Source organism: Stenotrophomonas maltophilia, assembly GCF_047782825.1.
Taxonomy (GTDB): domain Bacteria; phylum Pseudomonadota; class Gammaproteobacteria; order Xanthomonadales; family Xanthomonadaceae; genus Stenotrophomonas.
In genome coordinates this window covers 4398460-4421810 of record NZ_CP180589.1, presented here as the reverse complement: position 1 = coordinate 4421810, position 23351 = coordinate 4398460, and the positions used below count along the sequence as shown (strand labels likewise).

Here is a 23351-nt window from a genome sequence, read left to right as displayed (position 1 = left end):
GCGTGGCCCGGCGGATTTTCAGGCCGCCAGCGAATCCAGCGCGGCTTCCAGTGCGTCCAGGTTCGGCAGCAGGGCGCTCTGCTCGCCCAGCAGCACGCGCATGTGCACGATGTCCGGCAGCGTTTCTTCCGATGCGTCGGCCAGCAGGCCGTCACGCGGCACGGCAATCAGCTGCGGGAAGTTCTGCGTCAGCAGCGCGTAGTACGGGCGCTGTGCGTTGCCGCTGAGCGCCTTGAGCACCACCACCTTGTTATGCCCGCCCACCACCTCATCGCCCAGCCCGGACAGGCGGGCGAAGGACAGCAGCGGCACCTGCCAGCCGTGCCAGGCGATCTGCCCGACCAGCCAGCGCGGCGCATCGGCCACCGGCTCCACCGGCACGCGCGACATCATTTCGGCCACCGTTGCGTTGGGCAGCAGTACGCGCTCGCCACCGGCCTGGATCAGGACGCCACGGATTTCATCGTTGCTGGCATAGCTCATGGCGTCTCTCCGTTGTCCTCGTCCACCGACCAGCGCGCGGCAATCGCCTGCGCCAGTTCCTGCGGTTCACCGGCCACCATGCCGGCGGCGACCACGGCCGTCGCCGCGGCCGGGTCATAGCAGCCTTCGCCCACCTGGCCGGCCACCCAGGCACCGGCGGCGGCCAGGTCCAGGGCCGGGCCGACATGGGCCAGATCGGCACCACTGAGCAGCACCAGGGCGCTGTTTTCGGGCGGCAGCGCGGCAATCGAGATGCCCTGCGGCTCGCTCTGGAAATACAGGCCATCGGCAGCGGCGCTCACGCCGATGTCATCGGCCAGCACATGGACTTCGCCCGGCACGGCACGCTGGCCGGTCTCGGCCAGCTGCACCGGCAACGGCGATACCCGGGCCATCTGCTTGACCAGGTTGCCGTAACGGCCGCCATCCAGGCGCATGTGCACCAGCACCGGCACATCAAGCCCGGTCGGCAGCGCTCCCAGCAGGCGGCGCAGCGCATCGGGGCCACCGATGCCGGCCAGCACCAGCAGCGCACCGGCACCTGCACCAGCGCGTGCACCGGCAGGCAGGTTCGCATCCAGATCGACCAGGCTCAGGTGGCCGGTATCGAAGGACGGCGCGGCTATCCCCTCGTTACGGATGGGTGCGGCGGCAGCCGGCGTATCGGCGGCCTCGTCCACCAGCGACCAGGCGGTGTGATCGAAGGACACCGGCGGCTGCGGCGCAGGCACATCGGCAGGCGGCGCGGGCGCTGCCGGTGGTTCGTCGTGGGTCCGCTCCGCGGTCAGCGCCTGCAGGGCGGCCAGGTGCTGCTCCAGCGACACCGGCTCGGCGAACGTCGGGGACGGTGCAGGCGGCGCGTACAGGCCGTCGGCCGGCACGTCGCCCGCCCAGTCCTGCGCCTGTTCCATATGGGCGTGCAGCACCTCATCCTTCGGCGGCACCGGCGGCGGCGACGGCCGCCCCGGCTCCAGCTGCAGGCTGGGTTCGTCTTCGGCACCGGGCGGCAGCACCTGCTGGTGGCCGTGCAGCTTGGCCGCCAGGTGGCGTCCCCAGCGCTGCGCTTCCCAACCGTCGCGGCGTGCGGCCAGGTCGGCCTCGTCGAACACCAGGGTCAGGCCCGGGGCCGACAACGCCGGCTCCAGGCGCTCCAGCGCTTCCTCGATGGCCGCCTCCAGGGCGATCACCACGAACTGCGGATGGGCATCGCCCAGCGCCTGCGGCTCCAGCGTGGTCGGGTCGTCTTCCAGCACGATCAGCACGTCGGCATGGGCCAGCGCCTCGCGCAGGCGCTCACGCGCTGCGCCAGGGCGGGCCAGCAGGGCAACGGCCGGAACCGGATTGGCATCACTCACGGACACGGGCGATCCCCAGCAGGTCGTACACGTTACGCATCAGGTCCAGCTCCTGGTAAGGCTTGCCCAGGTAGCGCTGCACGCCGATCTCGAAGGCGCGCTGGCGGTGCTTGTCACCGCTGCGCGAGGTGATCATCACGATCGGCACATCCTTGTAGCGCGGGTCGGCACGCATGGCGGTGGCCAGCTCGTAGCCATCCATGCGCGGCATTTCGATGTCCAGCAGCATCAGGTCGGGCACGCGCTCTTCCAGCTGCTCCAGGGCTTCGACGCCGTCGCGGGCGACGCTGACCTCGAAGTTGTGGCGTTCCAGGATGCGGCCGGTGACCTTGCGCATGGTCAGCGAATCGTCGACCACCATCACCAGCGGCACCTGGCGGTCCTGGCGCGGTGCGTTGTCCTGCACAGGCACGGTCGGGTTGGCCAGGTAACGGCGCACCAGCGGGGCCACGTCCAGGATCACCACCACGCGGCCATCGCCGGTGATGGTGGCGCCGTAGATGCCCGGCACCGATGCAATCTGCAGGCCCACCGGCTTCACCACGATTTCGCGGTTGCCCAGCACCTGGTCGATCGCCACGGCGGCGCGCAGGTCGCCGGCGCGGACCAGCAGCAGCGGCACCTGGTCCTGGCCATCGGCGCGTGCCGGGGCCTGGCCGACAAGACTGCCAAGGTCGTACAGCGGGTACTCTTCGCCACCGTAACGGTAGCTGCTGTCGGCCGCTTCGAAACGTTCGCGCGACAGGCGGCCGATACCACTGACCGAAGCAACCGGCACGGCGAAGGTGGTTTCGCCGATCTGCACGAATACCGCCTGGGTCACCGCCAGGGTCTGCGGCAGGCGCAGGGTGAAGCGCACGCCCTGGCCACGCACCGACTGGATGTCGACCGAGCCACCGAGCTGGCGCACTTCATTGCGCACCACGTCCATGCCCACGCCACGGCCAGCCAGCTGGCTGACCTGGTCGGCGGTGGAGAAGCCCGATGCAAAGATCAGGTTGTCCAGTTCCTGTTCCGACGGCGCCGCATCGGTGGCCAGCAGGCCACGGTCGATGGCGCGGCGACGGATCGCCTCACGGTCCAGGCCGGCGCCGTCATCGGCCACTTCCAGCACGATTTCCGAACCTTCGCGGTGCAGGCGGATGGCGATCTCGCCCTCCTCCGGCTTGCCGGCGGCGCGACGCTGTTCCGGTGCTTCCAGGCCGTGGGCCACGGAGTTGCGCAGCATGTGTTCCAGCGGCGCGACCATGCGATCCAGGACGTTGCGGTCCAGTTCGCCATGGGTACCTTCCAGGGTCAGGTGGACCTGCTTGCTGGTGTCCATGCCGGCCTGGCGGACCACACGGCGCAGGCGCGGCACCAGGCCGTCGAACGGCACCATGCGCGCACGCATCAGGCCATCCTGCAGTTCCGAGCTGACGCGCGACTGCTGCTGCAGCAGCGAATCGTACTGGCGCGACAGATCGTCCAGCACGCCCTGCAGGCCGCCAAGGTCGGCTGCCGATTCGTTCAGCGCACGACTGAGCTGCTGCAGGGTGGAGAAGCGGTCCAGTTCCAGCGGATCGAACTTCTGGTCGGCCTGGTCCTGCTCGCGCTGGTAACGGGCGACGATCTGCGCCTCGGTTTCCAGATCGAGTCGGCGCAGCTGGTCGCGCAGTCGCGCATTGGTGCGCTCCAGTTCGCCCATGGCGCCACGGAAGGCGCCGAGCTGCTGTTCCAGGCGCGAACGGTAGATCGCCACTTCACCGGCATGGTTGACCAGGCGATCGAGCAGGTCAGCGCGCACACGCACCTGTTCCTGCTGCGGACGTGCCAGCGGGTCTTCATCCGGCGTGCCTTCCACCGGCAGCGGTGCCGACAGCGGCGCGTCGACCACGGCCAGCGGCGATGCGGCTGCTGGTGCCTCGTCGGCGACGGCCGCGCTGGCGGCAGCCGCGGCTGCGGCCGCAGCCGCAGCGTCGTGGCGGGTGCGCGCTTCAAAGGCGTCCACCAGATCCTGCGCCGGCTCGACCACGCGATGGTCGCCAGTGCGGGTCAGCAGCTGGTGCAGGCGGTCGAAACCGCGCTCCAGCAACTGCACATCACGACGTTCGATTTCGGTGCGGCCCGCCGCCACGGCTTCCAGCAGCGATTCAATGCTGTGGCCCAGATCGCCGATGGCATTGATGCCGGCCATGCGCGCACCGCCCTTGAGCGTGTGCAGATCGCGCTGGAGCCCGGCCACGACTTCGCGGTCCTGCGGTGCATCGCGCAGTTCGCTGATGAGGCCATCGCAATGGTCGAGCAGGTCCTTGCCTTCCTCGACGAAGATGTCCACCAGCTCGCGGTCGTAGATGCTGAAATCCAGCTGTTCGGCTTCGGCCTCTGCTTCGGCTTCGGCTTCGGCCTCTGCTTCAGCTTCGGCCGGCGCGGCTTCGGCGGCAGCCGGTTCGTCTACGACCGGGGCAACAGGCGCAACCACGGTTGCGTCTGCATCCAGATGCTGACCCGGGGCATCTTCCATTTCGAAGAAGCGCACCGGCTCGACAACCTCCACCGTCGCCGGGGACGGCAGGTCGGCGCTCTCTCCTTCACCGACCGCTGCCTCCCCGCCGACGTCCGCATCCTCGGCAAAGGCTTCCGCCTCGCCCGGCGCGAGTTCGCTGGCCTGCAGGCCGAGTACCGGCCACTGGCCGTCGTCGTCCTGCGCCTGTTCTTCATCGATCACGTGCAGGCCGGCCTCGAGCGCGGCTTCCAGCGTGACCGGTTCTGCGAAGCCCGGCACAGCCATTTCATCCTGAACGCTGGAAGCGTCGCTGTCGAGCGCCAACAGCGCGACGTCCTCGTCGATCGTGGTCTCGTACGGGGCCTGCGCCTGCGTATTCAGGTCAATTGCGTCATCAGCCGCAACGATAGCGTCCAGGCGGCGCTCTTCGGGGTCACGGTCGTCGACCGGCAGCGCACTGGCGTCCAGGTAGGGCGACAGATCGTCAGCGCCGGTCAGGTCAGCGATGTCCCCTGCCACCGGCTCCAGCGGCGCGACATCCTCATCTTCGCCCTGCGTGGCGACGGCCTGGTCTTCCGGCAGGGATGCGCCGTCGGCGTCCGACGCTGCCACTTCGGTGGCCACGGCGTCGTGCGCCGCCGGCAGCGTTGCCGCAGCCTCGGGCATCGACGGCCATCCGGCGTCGAAGTAGCGCGACAGATCTTCACCGCCGGTCAGTTCAGCCGTTTCCAGGCCGCTGTCCAGCACCGCTTCGCTGGCCTCGGTCGGCGCCTGCAGCGTGTCAGCCGCGGCCTGCGCGACCATGGCATCGTGTGCGTCGAAATCGGTTTCGGCGGTGGCCTCACGCTCAATCGCGGCCGGTTCTTCGGCAGCGGTGTCGACCACCGGTTCCGGTTCTGCCGGTGCTTCGGCTTCGGGTTCGGCTTCGACTGCGGCATCGGCCACGACTCCAGCTTCAGCTTCCGCTTCGAATTCGTCCTCGTCCTCGTCCTCGTCCTCGTCGTCCATTTCCAGACCGACGATCGGCCAACGCGCTTCGGGCAGCTCTCCCGCCAGCGCCTGCAGGCGCTGCGCAAGTTCGGCATGCGGGGCGATGCGTGGCTGTTCGGCCTGCAGCGCGTCCATCGTCGTGTTGATGGCCTGTGCGGTGGCGTCCAAAGCGGCCACGGCGTCATCGCCCGGCACCGCCTCGGCGGCCAGTGCGCGCTTGATGTACGACTCCGCACCACCGGTAACTGCGGTGATCTCCGGCACTTCGGTCATCGCGAAGGCGCCATTCATGGTGTGCACTGCGCGCAGCAGCGCGTCGTCGACCGGCTGCGGAGCCTGCTGTGCCGAACGCACCCAGGCCTGCAGGGTGGCCTGATGGACTTCCACCTCGGCCTCCAGGATCTCGCGCAGCACGCTGTCGATGTTGGCCGGGGTGCCGATCGGCTCCGGCTCGGCCACAACGATCGACTCGGTGGCAACATCCGCCACCTCGGCCGGCGCCTCGGCCGGCGCCTCGGCAGCCAGCTCGGCCGGTACCAGCGCGGGCGCCGCTGCACCCGGCAGCGGCACGTAGAAGGTTTCCTCGCCAGCAGCAACGCGATCAGCGATGGCCTGCATCGCCTGCAGGTCCACGGTGATGCGCTGGCCGTGGCGCAGTGCGGCGTTCAACTGCGGCAGCGCGGCGTGGGCGTGGTCGACCATGGCCAGCACGGCCGGCGTGGCCGGACGGCTGCCGTCCAGCACGCGGTTGAGCATGCCTTCGATCTTCCAGGCGAACTCGCCCAGGGTGCGCGCACCCACCAGGCGGCCACTGCCCTTCAGGGTGTGGAAGATGCGGCGGATCGGGCGCAGGCGGTCCATGTTGTCCGGCTGCATGCGCCAGGCCGGCAGCAGCGTGCCCAGATTGCCCATTTCGTCGTCGAACTCTTCCAGGAACACCTCGCGGATGTCCTGGTCGATGTTCTCGGCGTCGTCGTCGAAGCCGCCCTCGAAACCGGCGTCCTCCACGGCCACGGCGGCAGCCGTCTCCGCCGGCACGGCCGGAACCGGCGTTGCCTGCGGATTGAAGTCGGCAGCGGCGGCACTGAGTTCGGCGAAGAACTGCGCATCGGCGTCGCTGAAATCGATCGGGGCGATGGTATCGACATCGACCAGCGCCACGGTCGGCGCGGCCACCGGCTCATCGGCCACGGCGACATCGTCAGCGGCAGCAGCCTCGGCCACCTCCAGCGTCTCGACGGTCTGCACGGCATCGGCCGGCACGACCACATCGACGGCCTCGATCACCTCGATGCCATCGGCGAACCCAACAACGTCCGCGTCTGCGCCCACGACCCGGCCGGTGGCCTCGTCGGTCGGCACCGCATCCACGATCTCCAGCACCGGCGGCAGCTGATCCTGCGCTTCGTCCAGGGTCAGCGTTTCCATCGCATCGAGCGACAGCACGTCGTCGGCATTGTCCAGGGCGCTGCTGTCGAAGTGGAACACCACTTCGTCGGCCGGCGCGGCCTGGCCTTCATGCTCGGCGGCCACCGGATCGAACGCCGGTGCGGCGACCACATCCAGCGTATCGACAGCGACCGTGTCGTCCGTCGCGGCAAAGCCGAAGTGCTCGCCCGCCTCTTCCAGCACCAGGGTGTCGTTGTCATCGGCCTGCACGGCAACGACGTCGGACAGGGTCCACTGCGAGGTGGCTTGCCCGTGTTCGGCACCGACCGGATCGAAGCTGACCGGATCGAAGCTGTCGAAGGCCGGTGCACGCTCTTCAGCAGTCGCGGCCGCTTCGTAACCGCCGATCTCCCACTGCGGCACGCTGGGCGCCGGCGCGGTGGATGCGGCAAACAGCAGCGGCGCCGGCTCGGCGGGCGCCTCAATGGCGGCCTGCGGCTCGCTCAGACCACCGAACAGCAGGCGGTTGTCCTCCACCGGTGCGGCCGGCGGCGGATCGAAGGTGAAGTCCGGCAGCGGCACGGGCGCATCGCCCGGGGCCGGCGCAGCGGCCTGCACGGCCATCTCCAGCGGATCCAGCTGCAGCGGCGCGGCGGCCAGGGCCACGGCTTCGCGGGCCACCGGCTGCACCGGTTCCGGCGCGGCCTCGGCGCTGCCACGTTCCGGCAGCGGCCAGTAGCGCAGGGCTTCCAGGCTGCTGCGGGTAATGTCCAGGATGTCCTCGCGCCCCGGGCGGCGGTCGCGCAGGGCTTCCAGGTAGTACTCCAGGCTGGCCATGGCATCGGCCAGCGTGTCCAGCTGGCGGCCACTGGGCACGCGCTGGCGGCCGATCAGTTCGGCTTCGATGTACTGCTGTACGCCACGCAGGTAGTCGGCGGCGGTGCCCAGGTCGAGCATGCGCAACGCACCGGACACGTCGCCCAGAAGGCGCGGTACGTCCTGCAGTTCGGCATGGTTCCAGCTGGTTTCGATGAAGGCGACGAAGTGTTCGCGGGCGGCGGCGAAATTGGCGATGGCCTCATGCGCCAGCACTTCCACCGTGCGCCGGTTCTCCACCGCGCTCGGATCGTCTTCGCCACTGCCACCGGCGCCCAGGTGGGCGACCTGGTCATCCAGCGAGGCATCGACATAGAGCAGTGCGCCGGCGATATCCAGCAGCAGGTCCTCATCGATCTGCTGGCGGCCTTCGACCACGCCCAGCAGCGCATCGCGCTGCTGCGCGACCACGCTGCGGGCGGCGCCCAGGCCCATCATGCCCAGCGTGTCGCCCACGGCGCCCAGCTTGGTCACCTGCTCCTGCAGCTGCTGCGGCGCACCGCCGGTGCGCAGGTGCAGGTCCAGGGCGTCCTTGACCTGCAGCAGTTCTTCCTTCACCGCGTTGCCGACGGTGTCGAGCAGTTCGCGGTTGCGCCCGCTCAGGCTGCCACGGGCGTGGTCCAGCTCGGCTTCGGTGGCGCTGACGCTGTCCGGCGCAAAGGCGAACAGCACGCTGTCATTGACGCCTTCCTCGCCGCGCGCGGCACGGATCTCATTGAGCAGCGGCATCAGCACGATGGGAATATCGCGATGGCCGTTCTGCAGGCGCTCCAGGTAATCGGGCAGCAGCACGCTGCCACGCATCAGGGTCGCGCAGGCTTCATCGCGGTCGACCACCCGGCCTTCGCCGACGGCTACCGCCAGCTGTTCCAGTTCTTCGGCCACCATCGCCGGTGCATACAGCTCGACCATGCGCAGGGTGCCCTGCACCTGGTGCAGGTAGCCGGCGCAGATGCGCATGCGGCTGGCGTCGGCCGGGTCCTCGGCGAAGTACTCGACCTCGTTGCGCACCTGGCGCAGGGTCTCGTCCAGCTCGGGCTTGACCCAGCCCAGCGCCGCATGGCTCATCGCATCGCGCAGGCTGCTCATGGACGCGCTCCGGTCGCCGCCGCGCGGGGGCCGCGCGCATTCTGGCGTGGGGAATGGAAATGCTTCATCGAATGGTTCCTTGCTCGCCGCCCTGCCCGTGTCACGCCGGCAGCTTGAAGTCGGCGACCGAACGACGCAGGTCGGCCGCCAACTGCGCCAGGTGGCCGATCGATTCGGCGGTCTGACCGGCACCCTGCGAGGTCTGGCCGGTGATCTGGCGGATCACGCCCATCGTGCGGGTGATGTCCGATGCCGCAGCGGACTGCTGCTGGGCGGCGATGGAGATGTTCTTGATGAGGGTGTTGAGGGCGTTGGACACGCGCTCGATCTCGGTCAGCGCGGTACCCGCGTCCTCGGCCAGGCGTGCACCGGACACCACTTCAGCGGTGGTCTGCTCCATCGAGGTGACCGCTTCGTTGGTATCGGCCTGAATGGCCTGCACCAGGTTCTCGATGCGTCGGGTCGCACCCGAGGTACGTTCTGCCAGGCGCTGCACTTCGTCGGCCACGACCGCGAAACCGCGGCCCGCTTCACCGGCCGACGCTGCCTGCACGGCCGCGTTCAACGCCAGGATGTTGGTCTGCTCGGAAATGTCGTTGATCAGTTCCACGATCGAGCCGATTTCCTGCGACGACTCGCCCAGGCGCTTGATGCGCTTGGAGGTTTCCTGGATCTGGTCGCGGATCTGGTCCATGCCCTGGATGGTCTCGCGCACCACGCCGGCACCTTCGGCGGCGATGACCACCGAGCGCTGTGCCACGTCGGCCGACTCGGCCGAGTTGCGCGACACCTGTTCGATGCTCGCCGCGATTTCGCCGATGCGATCCGAGGCCGAGGTGATCTGGTTGGCCTGGTGGCCTGCCGCCTCTGCCAGCTGCATGGCCGTAGCCTGGGTTTCCTGGGTGGACAGGGCAACCTTGGCCGAGGTGTCGTTGATGGTCGTCACCAGGTGGCGCAGCTCGTCAACGGCGTAGTTGATGGCGTCTGCGATGGCGCCGGTCATGTCCTCGGTCACCGAGGCCTTCACCGTCAGATCGCCTTCACCCAGCGAGGAGATTTCGTCCAGCAGCCGCATGATCGCCTGCTGGTTGCGGCTGTTGAATTCCACCTGCGTCTGGTAGCGCAGTTCCTGTTCGCGCGAACGGCTGCGCACGCTGGTGGACACGAAGCCGATGATCGCGATCAGCGACAGCGCACCGGACACCACGCCGATCCAGAAGTTGGGGAACAGGCGGGTATCGGACACCGAACCGAACGAGGAGAACGCCTCGAACAGCTTGCGGCTGTCGTCCAGCATGTGTGCCGAGCCCTGGCCCAGCGCGTTGGCGGCGGACTGCGCGGCAAACAGCTGGCGCGAGCTGGCCAGGATGGCGTCGGCGTCCTGCTTCATCGCCTGCCACTTCTGCTGCGACTGTTCCAGCGCGGCCACGGCGGCAGCGCCACGCACGGCGGTGATGCCCAGTTCCTCGTTGCCGTTGCGCAGGCCATCGAGCACCTGCGAGAACACGGTGATGTCGCGCGCCAGTGCATCGCCGGACGTCGCCGCGCCGGTGCCACCGGCGCGCATTTCAGTCACCCGGCGTGCCATCGAACCGGCCACCACCACCTGCTGCAGGGCGCTGTACACCTGCGACGCCGGAGCACCAGATGCGGACATCGCGCGGACCAGCTCGTTCAGCTGGGCCTGCAGGCCCGGCACCGCGCCGGTGAAGTTGTTGGCATTGCCGGCCAGGGCCAGCACCGCCGGTTCGCTGGCCACCAGCTGCCCAGCCTGCTTGCCCAGCGGCGTCCAGGTATCGGCCAGCGTGGAGATGGCCTTGGACACGCCCGGCTCGTTGCCGTAGCGGCCCTGCAGCGTGGACACGTTCTGTTCGATGGCGTTGCGGGTGGCCTTGAAGGCGGTGAACGCCTGCGCGTTGCCGCCCACCGCGTCACGGCCCTGGTTGGCCAGCTGCTGCGACAGCACCTGCAGGTCGGCGGCCTTGGAACCGGCGTCGGCCAGGCGGCTGCCCTGCCAGGTGGACACGCCGGTGTTCAGGCCGAACACGATCATCGACAGGGCGAGCAGGGCCAGCCAGAGGTTGCTGCCGCCCAGCCGCAGCTTGCCGGTCTTGGGGGCGTCCGAAGCAGTACTCATCGTTCAACCTCGATCTTCAATGCAGGGGGCGTTGCCCGGCCTCAGGCCGCGGCTTGCCGGAATTCAGGGGTGCGCGACAGCAACGAGAGCGAGAACACGCCCCAGTCGTGGCCATCGGCATGGAAGGCGTGATCGACGAAATGGCCGTAGCGGCCCTCGGCCAAGGTGCCGGCCTGGACCTGCTGGCCCAGTTCGAAGCTGCGCTGGCCGAACAGTTCATCGATGGTCAGGGCGACGTCGCCGCCGGCCTGGCGCATGATCAGCACGCGCTGGCCTTCCTGCTGCACGGTACGCGCGCCTTCCAGGAAGTACTTCAGGTCGACCACCGGGAACAGGTTGCCGCGCAGGTTGCCCACGCCCAGCAGCCAGGGCTGTGCGCAGGGCACCGGGGTCACCGGCGGCATCGGCACGATTTCCACCACTTCGCGGAAATCGGACACCAGCCGGCGCTGGCCGACGCGGAAGCCGACGCCACGCCACAGGTCCTGGGCGAACTGCCGTTCGGGCAGCTGCACCGCGTGGGACAGGCTGCGCCGTTCATAGGCTTCAAGAATGTCGAAGGGCGAACGCATCAGGCCACCAGTTCGTTGATCCGCGCGATCAGGTCTTCCTCGCGCGGCGGCTTGACGATGTAATCGGCTGCGCCCTGGCGCAGGCCCCAGGCCTTGTCGGTTTCCATCGCCTTGGTGCTGACGATGATGACCGGGATGTGCTTGATGGCCGCGTCGCGGGCCATCGCACGGGTGGCCTGGAAACCGCTCATGCCGGGCAGGACCACGTCCATCAGCACCAGCTGCGGAACCTGGTCACGCACCAGCTGCAGGCCATCTTCGGCGTTGCCCGCTTCCAGCACCTCGTGGCCGGCACGGCGCAGCCACTGGGTGAACACCGCGCGGTCGGTCGGTGAATCCTCGATCAGGACGATACGAGCCATTGTGCCTTTCCCCCCTGGTCAGGCGTTGACGTATGTGCGGATGGCACCCAGCAGTTCTTCACGCGTGAAAGGCTTGGTCAGGTACTGTTCCGAGCCGACGATGCGCCCGCGGGCCTTGTCGAACAGGCCGTCCTTGGAGGACAGCATGATGACCGGGGTCGCCTTGAACAGCTGGTTGCCCTTGATCAGCGCGCAGGTCTGATACCCGTCCAGACGGGGCATCATGATGTCCACGAAGATGATCTGTGGCTGCTGGTCGGCGATCTTGGCCAGGGCCTCGAAGCCATCGGTCGCGGTCACCACCTCGCAGCCTTCGCGCTTGAGCAGTGTTTCCGCAGTCCTGCGGATGGTCTTCGAGTCATCGATGACCATCACCCGGAGTCCTGCGAGCTCCCCGCCCGCAGTCGTGTTTTCAGTCATTGCCTTTCCCCAAGCGCGCGACCCTTCTGTACTGGGGGCCGCTACGAAGGCGTATCTATATCGCACTTTCCGCGCCCGCTTCAAGGGACGCCCACGGGGCTTGGGGTGGCGGCTGGCTGAACGTGACCAGTTTGGCAATGACTGCGCAACCGGGGGACGGACGCAGCGTTGCAGCGCCGCGGGGAGGCGGACGGCGGGCGTTGCCGCTACCATCAACGCCTTGCCTGACAGGTGCACCCATGCCGTTGAACGTCATCGTGGTGATGGACCCCATCGCCCACATCAAGATCGCCAAGGACACCACCTTCGCCATGCTGCTGGAAGCCCAGCGCCGCGGCCATGCCCTGCACTACGTGCGGCCGGGCGGACTGGCCCTGGAAGGCGGGGTGGCCGTGGCCCAGACCGCCCCGCTGCAGGTCCGCGACGACCCGTCCGGCTGGTATGAACTGGGCGCATTCAGCCGCACCGAGTTCGGCCCCGGCCAGATCGTGCTGATGCGCAAGGACCCGCCGGTCGATGCCGAATACGTCTATGACACCCAGGTGCTGGACGTGGCCGCCGCCGCCGGTGCCTGCGTGGTGAACAACCCGCAGGGCCTGCGCGACTACAACGAGAAGCTGGCGGCCCTGCTGTTCCCGCAGTGCTGCCCGCCGACCCTGGTCAGCCGCGATGCCAAGGCCCTGAAGGCCTTCGCCCTGGAACACGGCCAGGCCGTGCTGAAGCCGCTGGACGGCATGGGCGGGCGCTCGATCTTCCGCAGCGGCCAGGGCGATCCGAACCTGAACGTGATCCTGGAGACCCTGACCGACGGCGGCCGCAAGCTGGCGCTGGCCCAGAAGTTCATTCCCGACATCACTGCTGGCGACAAGCGCATCCTGTTGGTGGACGGCGAACCGGTGGACTACTGCCTGGCCCGCATTCCGCAGGGCGACGAGTTCCGCGGCAACCTGGCCGCCGGTGGCCGCGGCGAAGGCCGCCCGCTGAGCGAGCGTGACCGCTGGATTGCCGCCCAGGTGGGCCCGGAAATGAAGCGCCGCGGCATGCGCTTCGTCGGCCTGGATGTGATCGGCGATTACCTGACCGAGGTGAACGTGACCAGCCCGACCTGCGTGCGCGAACTGGACGCACAGTACGGCCTGAACATCGCCGGCACCCTGTTCGATGCGATCGAGGCCGGTCTGCGCTGATGGAAGCCGCACCCGCCGTGCTGCCCCCGCCGCCGCGCGAAACGCAGCGGCTGGGAGCGACCATTGCCCTGTCGGTACTGGTCCACGCCCTGTTGATCCTGGGCGTGGGCTTTGCCGTGAAGGGCGAGGCCCCGCTGGTGCCCACGCTGGAAGTGATTTTCAGCCAGACCCGCACGGCGCTGACGCCGAAGCAGGCCGACTTCCTGGCCGCCGCCAGCCAGGAGGGCGGCGGCGAGCATGACCGCGCACAGCGCCCGCGTGACAACCAGACCGGCATCGTGCCGCAGGCGCAGACCGGGCTGAGCCCGGTGCCGCAGCAACAGCAGTCGGCCGCGCCGGTCCCGCCGCCGCAGGCCCGGGTGGTCAGCAGCCGCAACGGCCAGGACACGGTGGAGCAGGCGCAGACCCGCCCCACTCCGCTGGAGCCGGCACCTGACGCGCCGATGACCGCGCGCGAGCAGCGCGATGCGGAAATGGCCAGGCTGGCGGCCGAAGTGCATCTGCGTTCGGCGCAGTACGCCAAGCGCCCGAACCGCAAGTTCGTTTCGGCCAGCACGCGCGAATATGCCTATGCCAATTACCTGCGCGCGTGGGTGGACCGCGCCGAGCAGGTGGGCAACCTGAACTACCCCGATGAGGCGCGGCAGCGCCGGCTGGGCGGCCAGGTGGTGATCAGCGTGGGCGTTCGCCGCGATGGCAGCGTGGAAAGCAGCCGGATCCTGAAATCCAGCGACACACCGTTGCTGGATGAGGCGGCGCTGCGGGTGATCCAGCTGGCGCAGCCGTTCCCGGCGTTGCCGAAGACGGATGATGGGGTGGATATTCTGCAGGTTACCCGCACGTGGGTGTTTCTGCCGGGTGGCGAACTGCGCGACGACCGGTAGGTTTGTTGCCCGGGCCTGCGGCCCGGGACCCGCTGGACGTCAACATCAACATCAACGTCAAGAACGGCGGTTGGACTGTTGGTCTGGCGGGGCGGTGTGGGCTTGCAGGACACGCCGTAAACCCGTCCATGGGGGCTCGTAGGCGCCATCCATGGCGCCTGCGGTCCTGCAAGCCCACACCGCCCCACCTCTGACAGATCACGGCGCTTCTTCGCCGGTAGGTGTCGAGCTTGCTCGACACACATCCACGCAGCGCGTGGATGCTTTTGATTTTGACTTTGATTTTTCTTTTTTGATTTTCCGTGGCGGACGCGCACGGAAACTGTCAGAGGTCGGGCGGGGTGGGTTCGCGGGGGCGCAGGCGCCATGGATGGCGCCTACGAGCCTTATCTGATGGAGATCTGGCAGCTTAGGTGTCGAGAGCCGGCGTGGGCCGCCGTGCAAGCCTGGATCTCGACGATCGCCATGGAGCTTGGCGCCCACGCCGGAATCTCCCTTGATCCGCCCGAACAGTTGCTGGAGCTGACACTCGCAGTGATAAGACTGGGCAAGCGGGGGAGCTCTCGACCCTTCCAGACTATACGGAGTCCGGTGATGAACGGGATCGGGATTGATGTCAGCAAGCGCCAGCTGGATGTCGGCACGACCGACGGAGAGACCCTGCAGGTCAGCAACAGCCGCTCCGGCTTTTCTGAATTGGATACATGGTTGAAGAGACACGCGGCCAGCCAGATCGTGCTGGAAGCCACCGGTGGCTATGAGCAGCCGGTGCTGGATTTCCTGCACAAGGCCGGTCATCCGGTGGTCCGCGCCAACGCGTTTCGGGCCCGGAAGTTCGCTCAGGGGATGGGCCAGACGGCCAAGACTGATCGGCTGGATGCCTACGCGTTGGCACAGATGGCAGCCCTGGTGAAGCTGCACTCCTATCAGCCGTTGGAGCCTTGGCAACAGAGAATGCGGGAGTTCGTGCGGGCACGTCGGCAGGCGATGGAGGCATTGACCATCGCCCGCCAGCAGCAGGAAATGGTGAGTGATCGTGAGCTTCGTCGCCTGCTGCAGGCCAACATCATCCGGCAGCAGACGCTGGTGGAACGTCTGGGCAAGCAGATTGCCGAGCAGGTTGGTCAGCAGCCGCAACTGAAGATACTGAAGTCGATGAAGGGCGTAGGGCCGGCCCTGCAGGCCGTACTGGCCAGCTATCTGCCCGAACTGGGCAGGATCAGTGGCAAGCGCATCGCCAGCCTGGTCGGGGTGGCCCCGATGTCCCACGACAGCGGCACGATGCGAGGAAAACGAAGTATCAAGGGCGGTAGAGCAGAAATCCGCCAGGTGCTCTACATGGCGGCGATGTCGGCCATGCGCCATGAGCCTCGATTGAGGGATTTCTATCAGTCACTACGGGCCCGCGGCAAGGAAGGCAAAGTGGCCATCGTGGCGGTGATGCGGAAGATGCTGGTGATCCTCAACGCCCGCGTGCGAGACGCTGAAAGCGGACCGATCCCCGCCTGAAGCCAGCTTGCGCGTACGTTTACAGGCTGCGGCCAGCGGCCGGCACTACCGTGCCCGTCTGCCGGAGGGGCCTGAGCCCCTCCAACAACACAGTTGCTCCATGGACGGATTCACGGCGTCCCCTGCGCAACCCACCCGCCCGGCCACGCGCGGCTGTTGCAGTCGACTCTACCTATCCCCCGCCACGAGGGGCTCAGCCGTTGGCTTTCGCCTTCGCCTCGCGGGCGGCCTGCTGCTCGACCAGGGTCAGTGCGACGTTGTCGCGCAGGTACGCCGGCTCCACCTTCTCCGGCGCCATGCCTTCGCCGCGGGCGAACGCCGGTACCGCCAGCGCCAGTACATCCGATGCGCGCGGCAGTGCGGTGGCATCGAAACCACGCAACCCTGCGCCCAGCTGCGCCACCAGCGCGCCGTCGGCGGCACCGAAACCAGTGCCGATACCGTAAGCCTGCAGCCCTTCCGGCAACGCCACTGCTTCCGGCGCACACACGCGCTCGGCGTCGCGGGCCACCGGCAGGCCGTCCACGCGCTCGAAACGCGCCACGTACAGTTCGCCCATGCGCGCGTCGATCGCCGACAGGATCTGCTCTTCCCCGGCCGGCGCGCGCAGCGCCAGCACCTGCAGGGTCGATACAGGCAGCAGCGGGCGGTCCAGCGCCAGGGCGATGCCCTGTGCGATCGCGATCGCCAGGCGCACACCAGTGAAGGCGCCCGGGCCGCGGCTGAGCGCGATGCCGTCCAGCTGGCTGCGGCTGATTCCGGCCTCGGCCAACAGCGCTTCGGCCCAGGGCAGGCTCAGTTCGGCATGCCGGCGCGGGGCGATCTCGAAGCGTTCCAGCACCTGCCCGTCCACATGCAGGGCAACGGAACAGGCTTCGGTGGCGGTTTCAAAGGCGAGCAGTTTCATCGGATCGGGTCAGCACGGATCGGGTCAGAACAGGGGGAACGTGGCGCCGGGGGCCGGTTCCGGGCCCGGCGCGGGGGCCGGGACGGTGGTGGCCGCAGGGGCGCCCGCGGGGGTCCATTGTGGCGCAAAGAAGGCCTGGACATCGGTCAGGCTGCGGGTACGACGGAACGGCGGCAGCGAATCCAGGAACACCCGGCCGTAGCCACGGTTGAGCAGGCGCGGGTCGCACAGCACCAGCACCCCACGGTCGGTCTCGCTGCGGATCAGCCGGCCAACGCCCTGCTTCAGCGCGATCACTGCCTGCGGCAGCTGCTCGTCGCGGAACGGATTGCCCCCCTGGCCACGGATCGCCTCCAGCCGTGCCTCGTACACCGGGTCATCCGGCGCGGCGAACGGCAGCTTGTCGATGACCACCACGCTCAACGCCTCGCCCACCACATCCACGCCCTCGCGGAAGCTGGCCGAGCCGAGCAGCACGCCATTTCCGGAATCGCGGAAGCGCTGCAGCAGGGTCGCGCGCGGCGCCTCGCCCTGCACGAACAGCGGCCACGGCCCGTCACGCAGCGCCTCGGCGGCCTCGCGCAGCGCGCGGTGCGAGGCGAACAGCAGGAACGCTCTGCCCTGCGAGGCCTGCAGCACCGGCCGCAGCGCCTGGATCAGGGCCGTACCGAAGCCGCGCGCAGCCGGATCGGGCAGGTTTTCAGGCAGGTAGCACAGCGCCTGCTCGGGCCAGTTGAACGGACTCGGCTGGACCAGCGTGTGCGGATCCTCCAGGCCCAGGCGGGTGGCGATGTGGTCGAAGCCACCGCCCACGGTCAGCGTGGCCGAGGTGAAGATCCATGCCGCCCGGCTGCGCTCGCGGTGTTCGCGCAAGGGCCCGGATACATCCATCGGCGTGCGCTGGCAGCGGAAGCCACGCGGGGTGAGTTCGTACCAGAGCACGTCGGCGGCGCTGGCCGTTTCGGCCGGATCGGTATCGAAATCCAGCGTAGGCTCGTCGTCGCCCAGCCAACGCCCCAGCCGCGACACCGCTTCGCGGGCGCGTGCATGGCAGGCATCCAGCCCGGCCGCAGCTTCGCGCAGCGGCTGCAGCGCCTGTTCCAGCGCAACCAGATGCGCCATCACCGTATCGAACCCCTCGCGCACCTGCGGCATCGCCAGCGCGCGCCACTGCGTGCCGCGTGACGGCAGTCCTTCCATCGCCGCGCGCAGCCCCAGCAGCGCCTGCTGCAGCTGGTCGACCGGTTCCTGCAGCGCAGACTGCGCACCGCCGACGCCGCGCGCTTCGGCCAGGCAGTCGCGACCCAGTTCCTGCCACGGGCGCATGCCGAAGCCCTCGCCGAAGAACTGCGCGGCCAGTTCAGGCAGCTGGTGCGCTTCGTCGATGACGAAGGCCTGCGCGCCAGGCAGCAGTTCGCCGAAGCCTTCCTGTTTCAGCGCCAGATCGGCCAGCAGCAGGTGGTGGTTGACCACCACCACATCGGCCGCCTGCGCACGTTGCCGCGCGCGTACGACGAAGCAGTCATCCCAGAACGGGCAATCGGTGCCCAGGCAGTTGTCGACGGTGGAGGTAACCATCGGCAGCAGCGGCGAGTCGTCGGCCAGGCCTTCCAGTTCGGCGATGTCACCGGCATCGGAACGGCCCGACCAGGCCAGGATGCGCTGGAACTGCGCGGCCTGTTCGGGGCTGGAAAAGCGCGGCTCGCCGCGGGCCTGCTGCAGGCGGTAACGGCACAGGTAGTTCGCGCGCCCCTTCAGCAAGGCGCTGCGCATGCCCACCCCCAGTGCCTGCCGCACCCGCGGCAGGTCACGGTGGTAGAGCTGGTCCTGCAGTGCGCGGGTGCCGGTGGAAATGATGGTCCGCAGGCCGGACAGCAGCACCGGCACCAGGTAGGCGAAGGTCTTGCCGGTACCGGTACCGGCCTCCGCCAACAGCAGATCGCGCTGCTGCAGCGCATCGGCGATGGCCTCGGTCAGGCGCAGCTGCGCGGGACGCGGGTTGAAGGCATCCAGGTGGGAGGCGAGCGCGCCGCCTTCGCTGAGGGCTTCGCGGCTGGCATGAACGAGGTCGGACATCAGACGGGAAGGATACCCGGCCGGGCGCTGCCCGGCACCCGTTTCAAGCCAGGGCCAGGGCTGGAGCAACAGCAACAGCGTGGTTCATGGCTCTGGGTTGCTGCGTGCTTGGCGGGGCGGGAGGGGCAGGCAGGACACGCCGTAAACCCATTCCTGGGGGGCTCGTTGGCGCCATCCATGGCGCCAGCGGTCCTGCCGGCCCCTCCCGCCTCGCCTTCGACAGTTTCCCGGTGGCGGATGGACATGCTGCGTAGCGTCGAGCTTGCTCGACTGGATTCAGAAGCGGTGGGTCGAACGGAAACAAGAAGGGGTCGGAGCCGTTTTCCTGCGGAAAACGGCTCCGACCCCACGGCGAGTGCGCGCAGCGCGCGACCCGCTTTTGATTCGAGTTTTTCTTTTCCGTGGCTGGACGCACACAGAAACTGTCAGAGGCCGGGCGGGTTGGGTTCGCGGGACCGCAGGCGCCATGGATGGCGCCTACGAGCCCCCAAGGATGGGTTTACGGCGTGTCCCGCGAACCCAACCCGCCCGGCCCAACTCGCATACCCGCAGCCGACCCAGCCACGAGGGGCTGCGCCGTTGGCTGGAAACTCAGTACCGCTTGATCCCCGGCACCGTGCACCCTTCAATCTGCGCATGCGCCGACACGGCATTCTCCTTCTCGCCCCGCGCCAACCGCGCCTGCTCGATGGTCGCCCAGTGCCGGCGGCACAGCGGCCCGGTCTTCGACCCCAGGTCCACCGCCTTGCGCGCGAACGTCTCCGCCTCGGCCCACTGGCCCTGCAGCAGTGCCAGCTCGGCACGTTCCTGCAGCACCGACGGGTCACCGGCCACGATCTGCAACGCCTGGTCCAGGCTGCCAGCCGCCGCCGCCAGGTCGTTGGCCTGGCGCTGCGACTGCGCGGTCTGCCGCAGGTCTTCCACCTGCGAATCACGCAGCGGCTGCACCGACAGTTCCTTGTCGTCCGGACCGGCGGCGGCTTCCACGGCCGCCAGGCGCTGCGCCGGCGTGGTGGTGTCGACCGGCTTGACCACCTGCGGCGCGCTGCTCATGCAGGCCGCCAGGGCCAGGCTGAGGCCGGCAACGGCCAGGGGTTGGTACAGGAATCGAATCGTCATCGGCATCACCGGCTCGGGGGAGGAGTGGCTGCAGCCGGTGCGGCTGCAGGTTCGGCCGGCGGCTCCGGCTTGCGGTCCAGGCCGAACCAGCTGCGCCAGCCACCGCCTTCGCTCTCACCGCCGCCCTGCTCTTCCGGCAGCGGCGCCGGTGCACACGGCGCGTAGGCCGGCGCATAGCCAACCACGAACGGGAAGCGACGCGCGCCGGGGCAACCTTCATCGGTGCTGTTGGTGCCGGTGGCGGCCACCGGTTGCCAGTCCAGGCCCTTGTTGCTGACCTTCAGCGGCGCACTGGGCAGGCGCTGGAAGATGCCCGACCAGACGCGCATGGCGCCGGTGGCGCCGTACAGGCCAGCCTGCTCGTTCTGGTCGTTGCCCATCCAGATCACCGCCAGATGGTCGCCGGTGTAGCCGGCGTACCAGCTGTCGCGGCCATCGTTGGTGGTACCGGTCTTGCCCGCCGGCTGCAGGCGGCCCAGGCCATCGGCATTCAGGCGCTGCGCGGTGCCGCTGGCGACTACCTGCTGCAGGCCGATGCTGATCAGGTTGGCGGCGATCGAGTCGCCTTCCTGCGCCGGTGCCGGGCTCTTGTCATAGCGCTTGAGCAGCTTGCCCTGCGGGTCGAGCACGCCGCGCACGGCGTGCAGCGGCTGGATCTCGCCGCCGGACGCCAGAAACTGGTACAGCTGCGCCATCGCGTACGGGCTCTGGTCGGTCGAGCCGAGGATCACCGCCGGGTTCGCCTCGGCCTTGATACCGGCCAGCACGTGGATCAGGTGGGTGACCCGCTCCGGGCCGACCTGCATGCCCACGCGCACGGTGGCCTGGTTGTAGGAATGGGCCAGCGCGTCGATCAGGCGCACGGTGCCGTGGCTGCGGTTGTCCGCGTTGCCCGGGCTCCAGTTGCGGCCGCGGCCAAGCTGCACGGTGACCGGGGAATCGTCCACCCAGCTGGCCAGCGAGTAGCTGTTGGGCTGGGCCAGTGCCAGCAGATACACGAAGGGCTTGAGCAGCGAGCCGACCGGGCGCTGTGCCTCGATGGCGCGGTTGAAGCCGACCTCGGACACTTCACGGCTGCCGATCACCGCGATCACGTCGCCGTTGTGCACGTCGGTCATCACCATGCCGGCCTGCAGCTCGGGGCGTCGCTTGCTTTCCAGCGACTTGATGGTGCGGGTCACCGCGCCTTCCGCATACGCCTGGGCCGACGGCGACATACCACTCATCACGCTCAGGCCGGCGCCCTGCAGGGCCGATTCGGGATAGTCATGGCCCAACTGGCGGCGCACCAGATCCACGTAGGCCGGGAAGCGGTTGGCCGCCACCAGGCCCGGGCTCTTCGGCACCCCCAGCGGCGCCTTCAGCGCACGCTGGTACTCGGCGTCGTCGATCAGCGCCGATTCGTGCAGCTTGCCCAGCACGAAGTTGCGGCGGTCCAGCGCGCGTTCCGGGTTGCGCCGCGGATCGTAGTAGGACGGGCCCTTGACCAGGCCGATCAGCAGCGCGATGTGCTCGGTATCCAGCGAGGACAGGTCGCGGCCGAACCAGAACTCGGCGCCGGAGGACATGCCGTGGATCGCCTGGCTGCCGCGCTGGCCCAGGTACACCTGGTTCAGATAGGCCTCGAAGATGGTGCGCTTGTCGTAGCGCGCTTCCATGATCAGCGCGTACAGCACTTCGTTGAACTTGCGGGTGATCGTCTGTTCCTTGCCGATGCCCAGCAGGCCACTGCGGGCCAGCTGCTGGGTCAGCGTGGAGGCGCCCTGGCGGCTCTGGCCACCGGAACGGATGGTCACCCACACCGCACGCGCGATGCCGGACAGATCGATGCCGTGGTGGCGGTTGAAGTCCTTGTCCTCCACCGCCTGCAGGCCGGTCACCAGCAGGTCCGGCGCCTCGTTCATGCGAATCAGGCGCCGCTCTTCCTGCTTCTGCCCGTAAAGGGTAGCGATGCGTGCCGGATCCAGCCGCGCGGCCTTCAGTGCCTTGCGGCTGTCGGCATCGCGCAGCGAGGCGATGCTGCCGTCGGACAGCGACAGTTCCACGCGCTTGGCCGCGACGTGTCCGTCGACATCGTTATAGCCACGGCTGGCAATGGTGAAGCGCCCACCCTGCACCGCGTAGGTCGCCGGTTCCTTGCCCTGGCCATCATCGCGGTAGGCCGAGGCCGCCAGTTCGGTCTTCAGCGTGGCCGCGTCCATGGCCTTGCCCGGCGCCAGCACCAGCGGGCGCGCGTAGACACGGGTCGGAATCTGCCAGCGCAGTTCGCCGAAACGCTGGGTCACCTGTTGGTTCAGGTACAGCGTATAGGGGATCAGGAAGCCCAATCCCAGCGCGACCGCCGCCATGCTCCAGGTGATCAGCCGGCGCCGCCACAGCGGTCCGGAGTCCTGCTGGTCGTCGTCGTCGGAATCGTCGATGTCGTCGGAATCGTAGCGTCGGGGCACGGGAATGCAGGTATGTAGGGTCTGGCGAGTCTACCCCAGCCCTTCCCCCAAGACAGGTTCGACCATCCCTCTGTTCAGCGACGGCCCGGCGGCAAGGGGCCGGTCCTGCCCCGCAGGCCATCCCACAGGCCTCTCAACATGAACCGCAGTCGAGCCCAGCGGGGGGCAAGAAACAGACTGTTGCCTACCAGTTTGAGCACCAGCCGCGGAACGTCCTGGGCAATCCACACGCGCGGGGTATAAGCGCGCGCATACAGCAGCACCCGGTTGCGCATGATGAAGTACAGGCGGAACGGCTTGTGCACAATTACGCCATCCGGCTTTGCCCGCGATGGCAGCAGTTCCTCGCCGATACTGTGGCTCATCTGCGCGTCGCAGATGCCATACAAGGCATAGCCACTGCGCTTGGCCCGGAAACACCAGTCCATGTCCAAGTTGTCGATGAACAGGCCTTCGTCCATCGGACCGATTTCCCGCAATGCATCCATCGGTACCAGCGAGCCGGATGTGATCAGGAAATCGCAGGAGATGCGCTGGCCGGGCCCACCGCGCAGCTTGTGGTTGAGCGGGAAACCGAAACGGACGAACGGTGCCAATACGCCGCTACGCGAATCGCGGAACTGCGGCCCGACAGCGGCGACACGCTCAGTGCCGGCCAGTTCGGCCAGCGCTGTCCCCAGCACGTCCACCATGCCGGGCGCCAGCACGCTGTCCTGGTCCATCAGCAGCACGTGATCGAAGCCGAGCGCGTCGGCCTTCTGGTAGGCGCGGTTCAGGGCTGAGCCCAGCCCCACATTGTGCGGCGACGCTATCAGGCTGACGCCGGCCGCATCACCCAACAACGCGGCGACATCGACATCGCCGCTGCCGTTGTCGAACACGACCAGGTGCCCCACCTGCTGCAGCACGCTGTCGACCACCCGCCGCAGCAGCGCTGCGTCTGGACCATAGGTAACGATGACCGCGCAGACGCGGGACGGATCGAAGCCCGCGGGGGAAGCTGCCGCCTGCTGGATCATCGGGTCCACCGCATCTCCGGCAACACGCTCAAGCCGATGGTTACT

15 protein-coding genes are annotated in these 23351 nt (G+C 68.4%); 3 read left to right on the top strand and 12 right to left on the bottom strand.

Features of this window, described 5'->3' with window-relative positions; translation table 11 throughout:
- Positions 1 to 18 precede the first annotated feature (18 nt).
- The 7 genes from ACM2ZB_RS20290 to pilG form a co-directional block, all read right to left on the bottom strand.
- Positions 19 to 483, bottom strand: a complete 465-nt coding sequence (locus ACM2ZB_RS20290; protein ID WP_313442072.1) for a chemotaxis protein CheW — start codon at positions 481 to 483, stop codon at positions 19 to 21.
- Entirely contained in the window at positions 480 to 1844 is a 1365-nt protein-coding gene (locus ACM2ZB_RS20285) for a chemotaxis protein CheB (RefSeq protein ID WP_416056757.1), read from the bottom strand. The genes ACM2ZB_RS20290 and ACM2ZB_RS20285 overlap by 4 nt, the downstream gene beginning before the upstream one ends.
- Complete coding sequence (locus tag ACM2ZB_RS20280; RefSeq protein ID WP_416056756.1) at positions 1831 to 8667, bottom strand: Hpt domain-containing protein; 6837 nt, start codon at positions 8665 to 8667, stop codon at positions 1831 to 1833. The genes ACM2ZB_RS20285 and ACM2ZB_RS20280 overlap by 14 nt, the downstream gene beginning before the upstream one ends.
- A 100-nt stretch (positions 8668 to 8767) precedes the next feature.
- Positions 8768 to 10804, bottom strand: coding sequence for a methyl-accepting chemotaxis protein (locus ACM2ZB_RS20275; RefSeq protein ID WP_313442078.1), 2037 nt, complete (start codon positions 10802 to 10804; stop codon positions 8768 to 8770).
- A 41-nt stretch (positions 10805 to 10845) separates the two neighbouring features.
- A complete protein-coding gene (locus tag ACM2ZB_RS20270) occupies positions 10846 to 11376 on the bottom strand; it encodes a chemotaxis protein CheW (RefSeq protein WP_313442080.1) in 531 nt (176 codons plus the stop codon).
- Positions 11376 to 11738, bottom strand: a complete 363-nt coding sequence (locus tag ACM2ZB_RS20265) for a response regulator (protein ID WP_416056755.1) — start codon at positions 11736 to 11738, stop codon at positions 11376 to 11378. Before ACM2ZB_RS20265 ends, ACM2ZB_RS20270 begins: the two co-directional genes overlap by 1 nt.
- A gap of 18 nt (positions 11739 to 11756) precedes the next feature.
- Complete coding sequence (gene pilG, locus ACM2ZB_RS20260) at positions 11757 to 12158, bottom strand: twitching motility response regulator PilG (RefSeq protein ID WP_005418455.1); 402 nt, start codon at positions 12156 to 12158, stop codon at positions 11757 to 11759.
- Positions 12159 to 12397: 239 nt separating this feature from the next.
- On the opposite strand from pilG, the gene gshB reads away from it, so the two are divergent.
- From gshB to ACM2ZB_RS20245, 3 genes are all read left to right on the top strand, one after another.
- Positions 12398 to 13345, top strand: coding sequence for a glutathione synthase (gene gshB / locus ACM2ZB_RS20255; RefSeq protein ID WP_313442082.1), 948 nt, complete (start codon positions 12398 to 12400; stop codon positions 13343 to 13345).
- Positions 13345 to 14229 (top strand): TonB family protein, encoded by an 885-nt coding sequence (locus tag ACM2ZB_RS20250; protein ID WP_416056754.1) that lies wholly within the window; start codon positions 13345 to 13347, stop codon positions 14227 to 14229. The genes gshB and ACM2ZB_RS20250 overlap by 1 nt, the downstream gene beginning before the upstream one ends.
- A gap of 594 nt (positions 14230 to 14823) precedes the next feature.
- Positions 14824 to 15738 (top strand): IS110 family transposase, encoded by a 915-nt coding sequence (locus tag ACM2ZB_RS20245; RefSeq protein WP_416058592.1) that lies wholly within the window; start codon positions 14824 to 14826, stop codon positions 15736 to 15738.
- Positions 15739 to 15931: 193 nt separating this feature from the next.
- Here ACM2ZB_RS20245 and tsaB read toward each other — a convergent pair whose 3' ends face one another.
- The 5 genes from tsaB to ACM2ZB_RS20220 form a co-directional block, all read right to left on the bottom strand.
- Complete coding sequence (tsaB, locus tag ACM2ZB_RS20240) at positions 15932 to 16645, bottom strand: tRNA (adenosine(37)-N6)-threonylcarbamoyltransferase complex dimerization subunit type 1 TsaB (RefSeq protein ID WP_416056753.1); 714 nt, start codon at positions 16643 to 16645, stop codon at positions 15932 to 15934.
- Between the two features lie 24 nt (positions 16646 to 16669).
- Positions 16670 to 18721 (bottom strand): ATP-dependent DNA helicase, encoded by a 2052-nt coding sequence (locus tag ACM2ZB_RS20235; protein ID WP_416056752.1) that lies wholly within the window; start codon positions 18719 to 18721, stop codon positions 16670 to 16672.
- A 591-nt stretch (positions 18722 to 19312) separates the two neighbouring features.
- On the bottom strand, positions 19313 to 19846 hold the full coding sequence (locus ACM2ZB_RS20230) for a hypothetical protein (protein WP_313442090.1): 534 nt from the start codon (positions 19844 to 19846) through the stop codon (positions 19313 to 19315).
- The gene (mrcB, locus tag ACM2ZB_RS20225; protein ID WP_416056751.1) at positions 19846 to 22287 is read right to left on the bottom strand and encodes a penicillin-binding protein 1B; all 2442 of its coding nucleotides are present in this window, start codon (positions 22285 to 22287) and stop codon (positions 19846 to 19848) included. The genes ACM2ZB_RS20230 and mrcB overlap by 1 nt, the downstream gene beginning before the upstream one ends.
- Positions 22288 to 22361: 74 nt before the next feature.
- Complete coding sequence (locus ACM2ZB_RS20220; RefSeq protein WP_416058591.1) at positions 22362 to 23306, bottom strand: glycosyltransferase family 2 protein; 945 nt, start codon at positions 23304 to 23306, stop codon at positions 22362 to 22364.
- Positions 23307 to 23351: the final 45 nt, after the last annotated feature.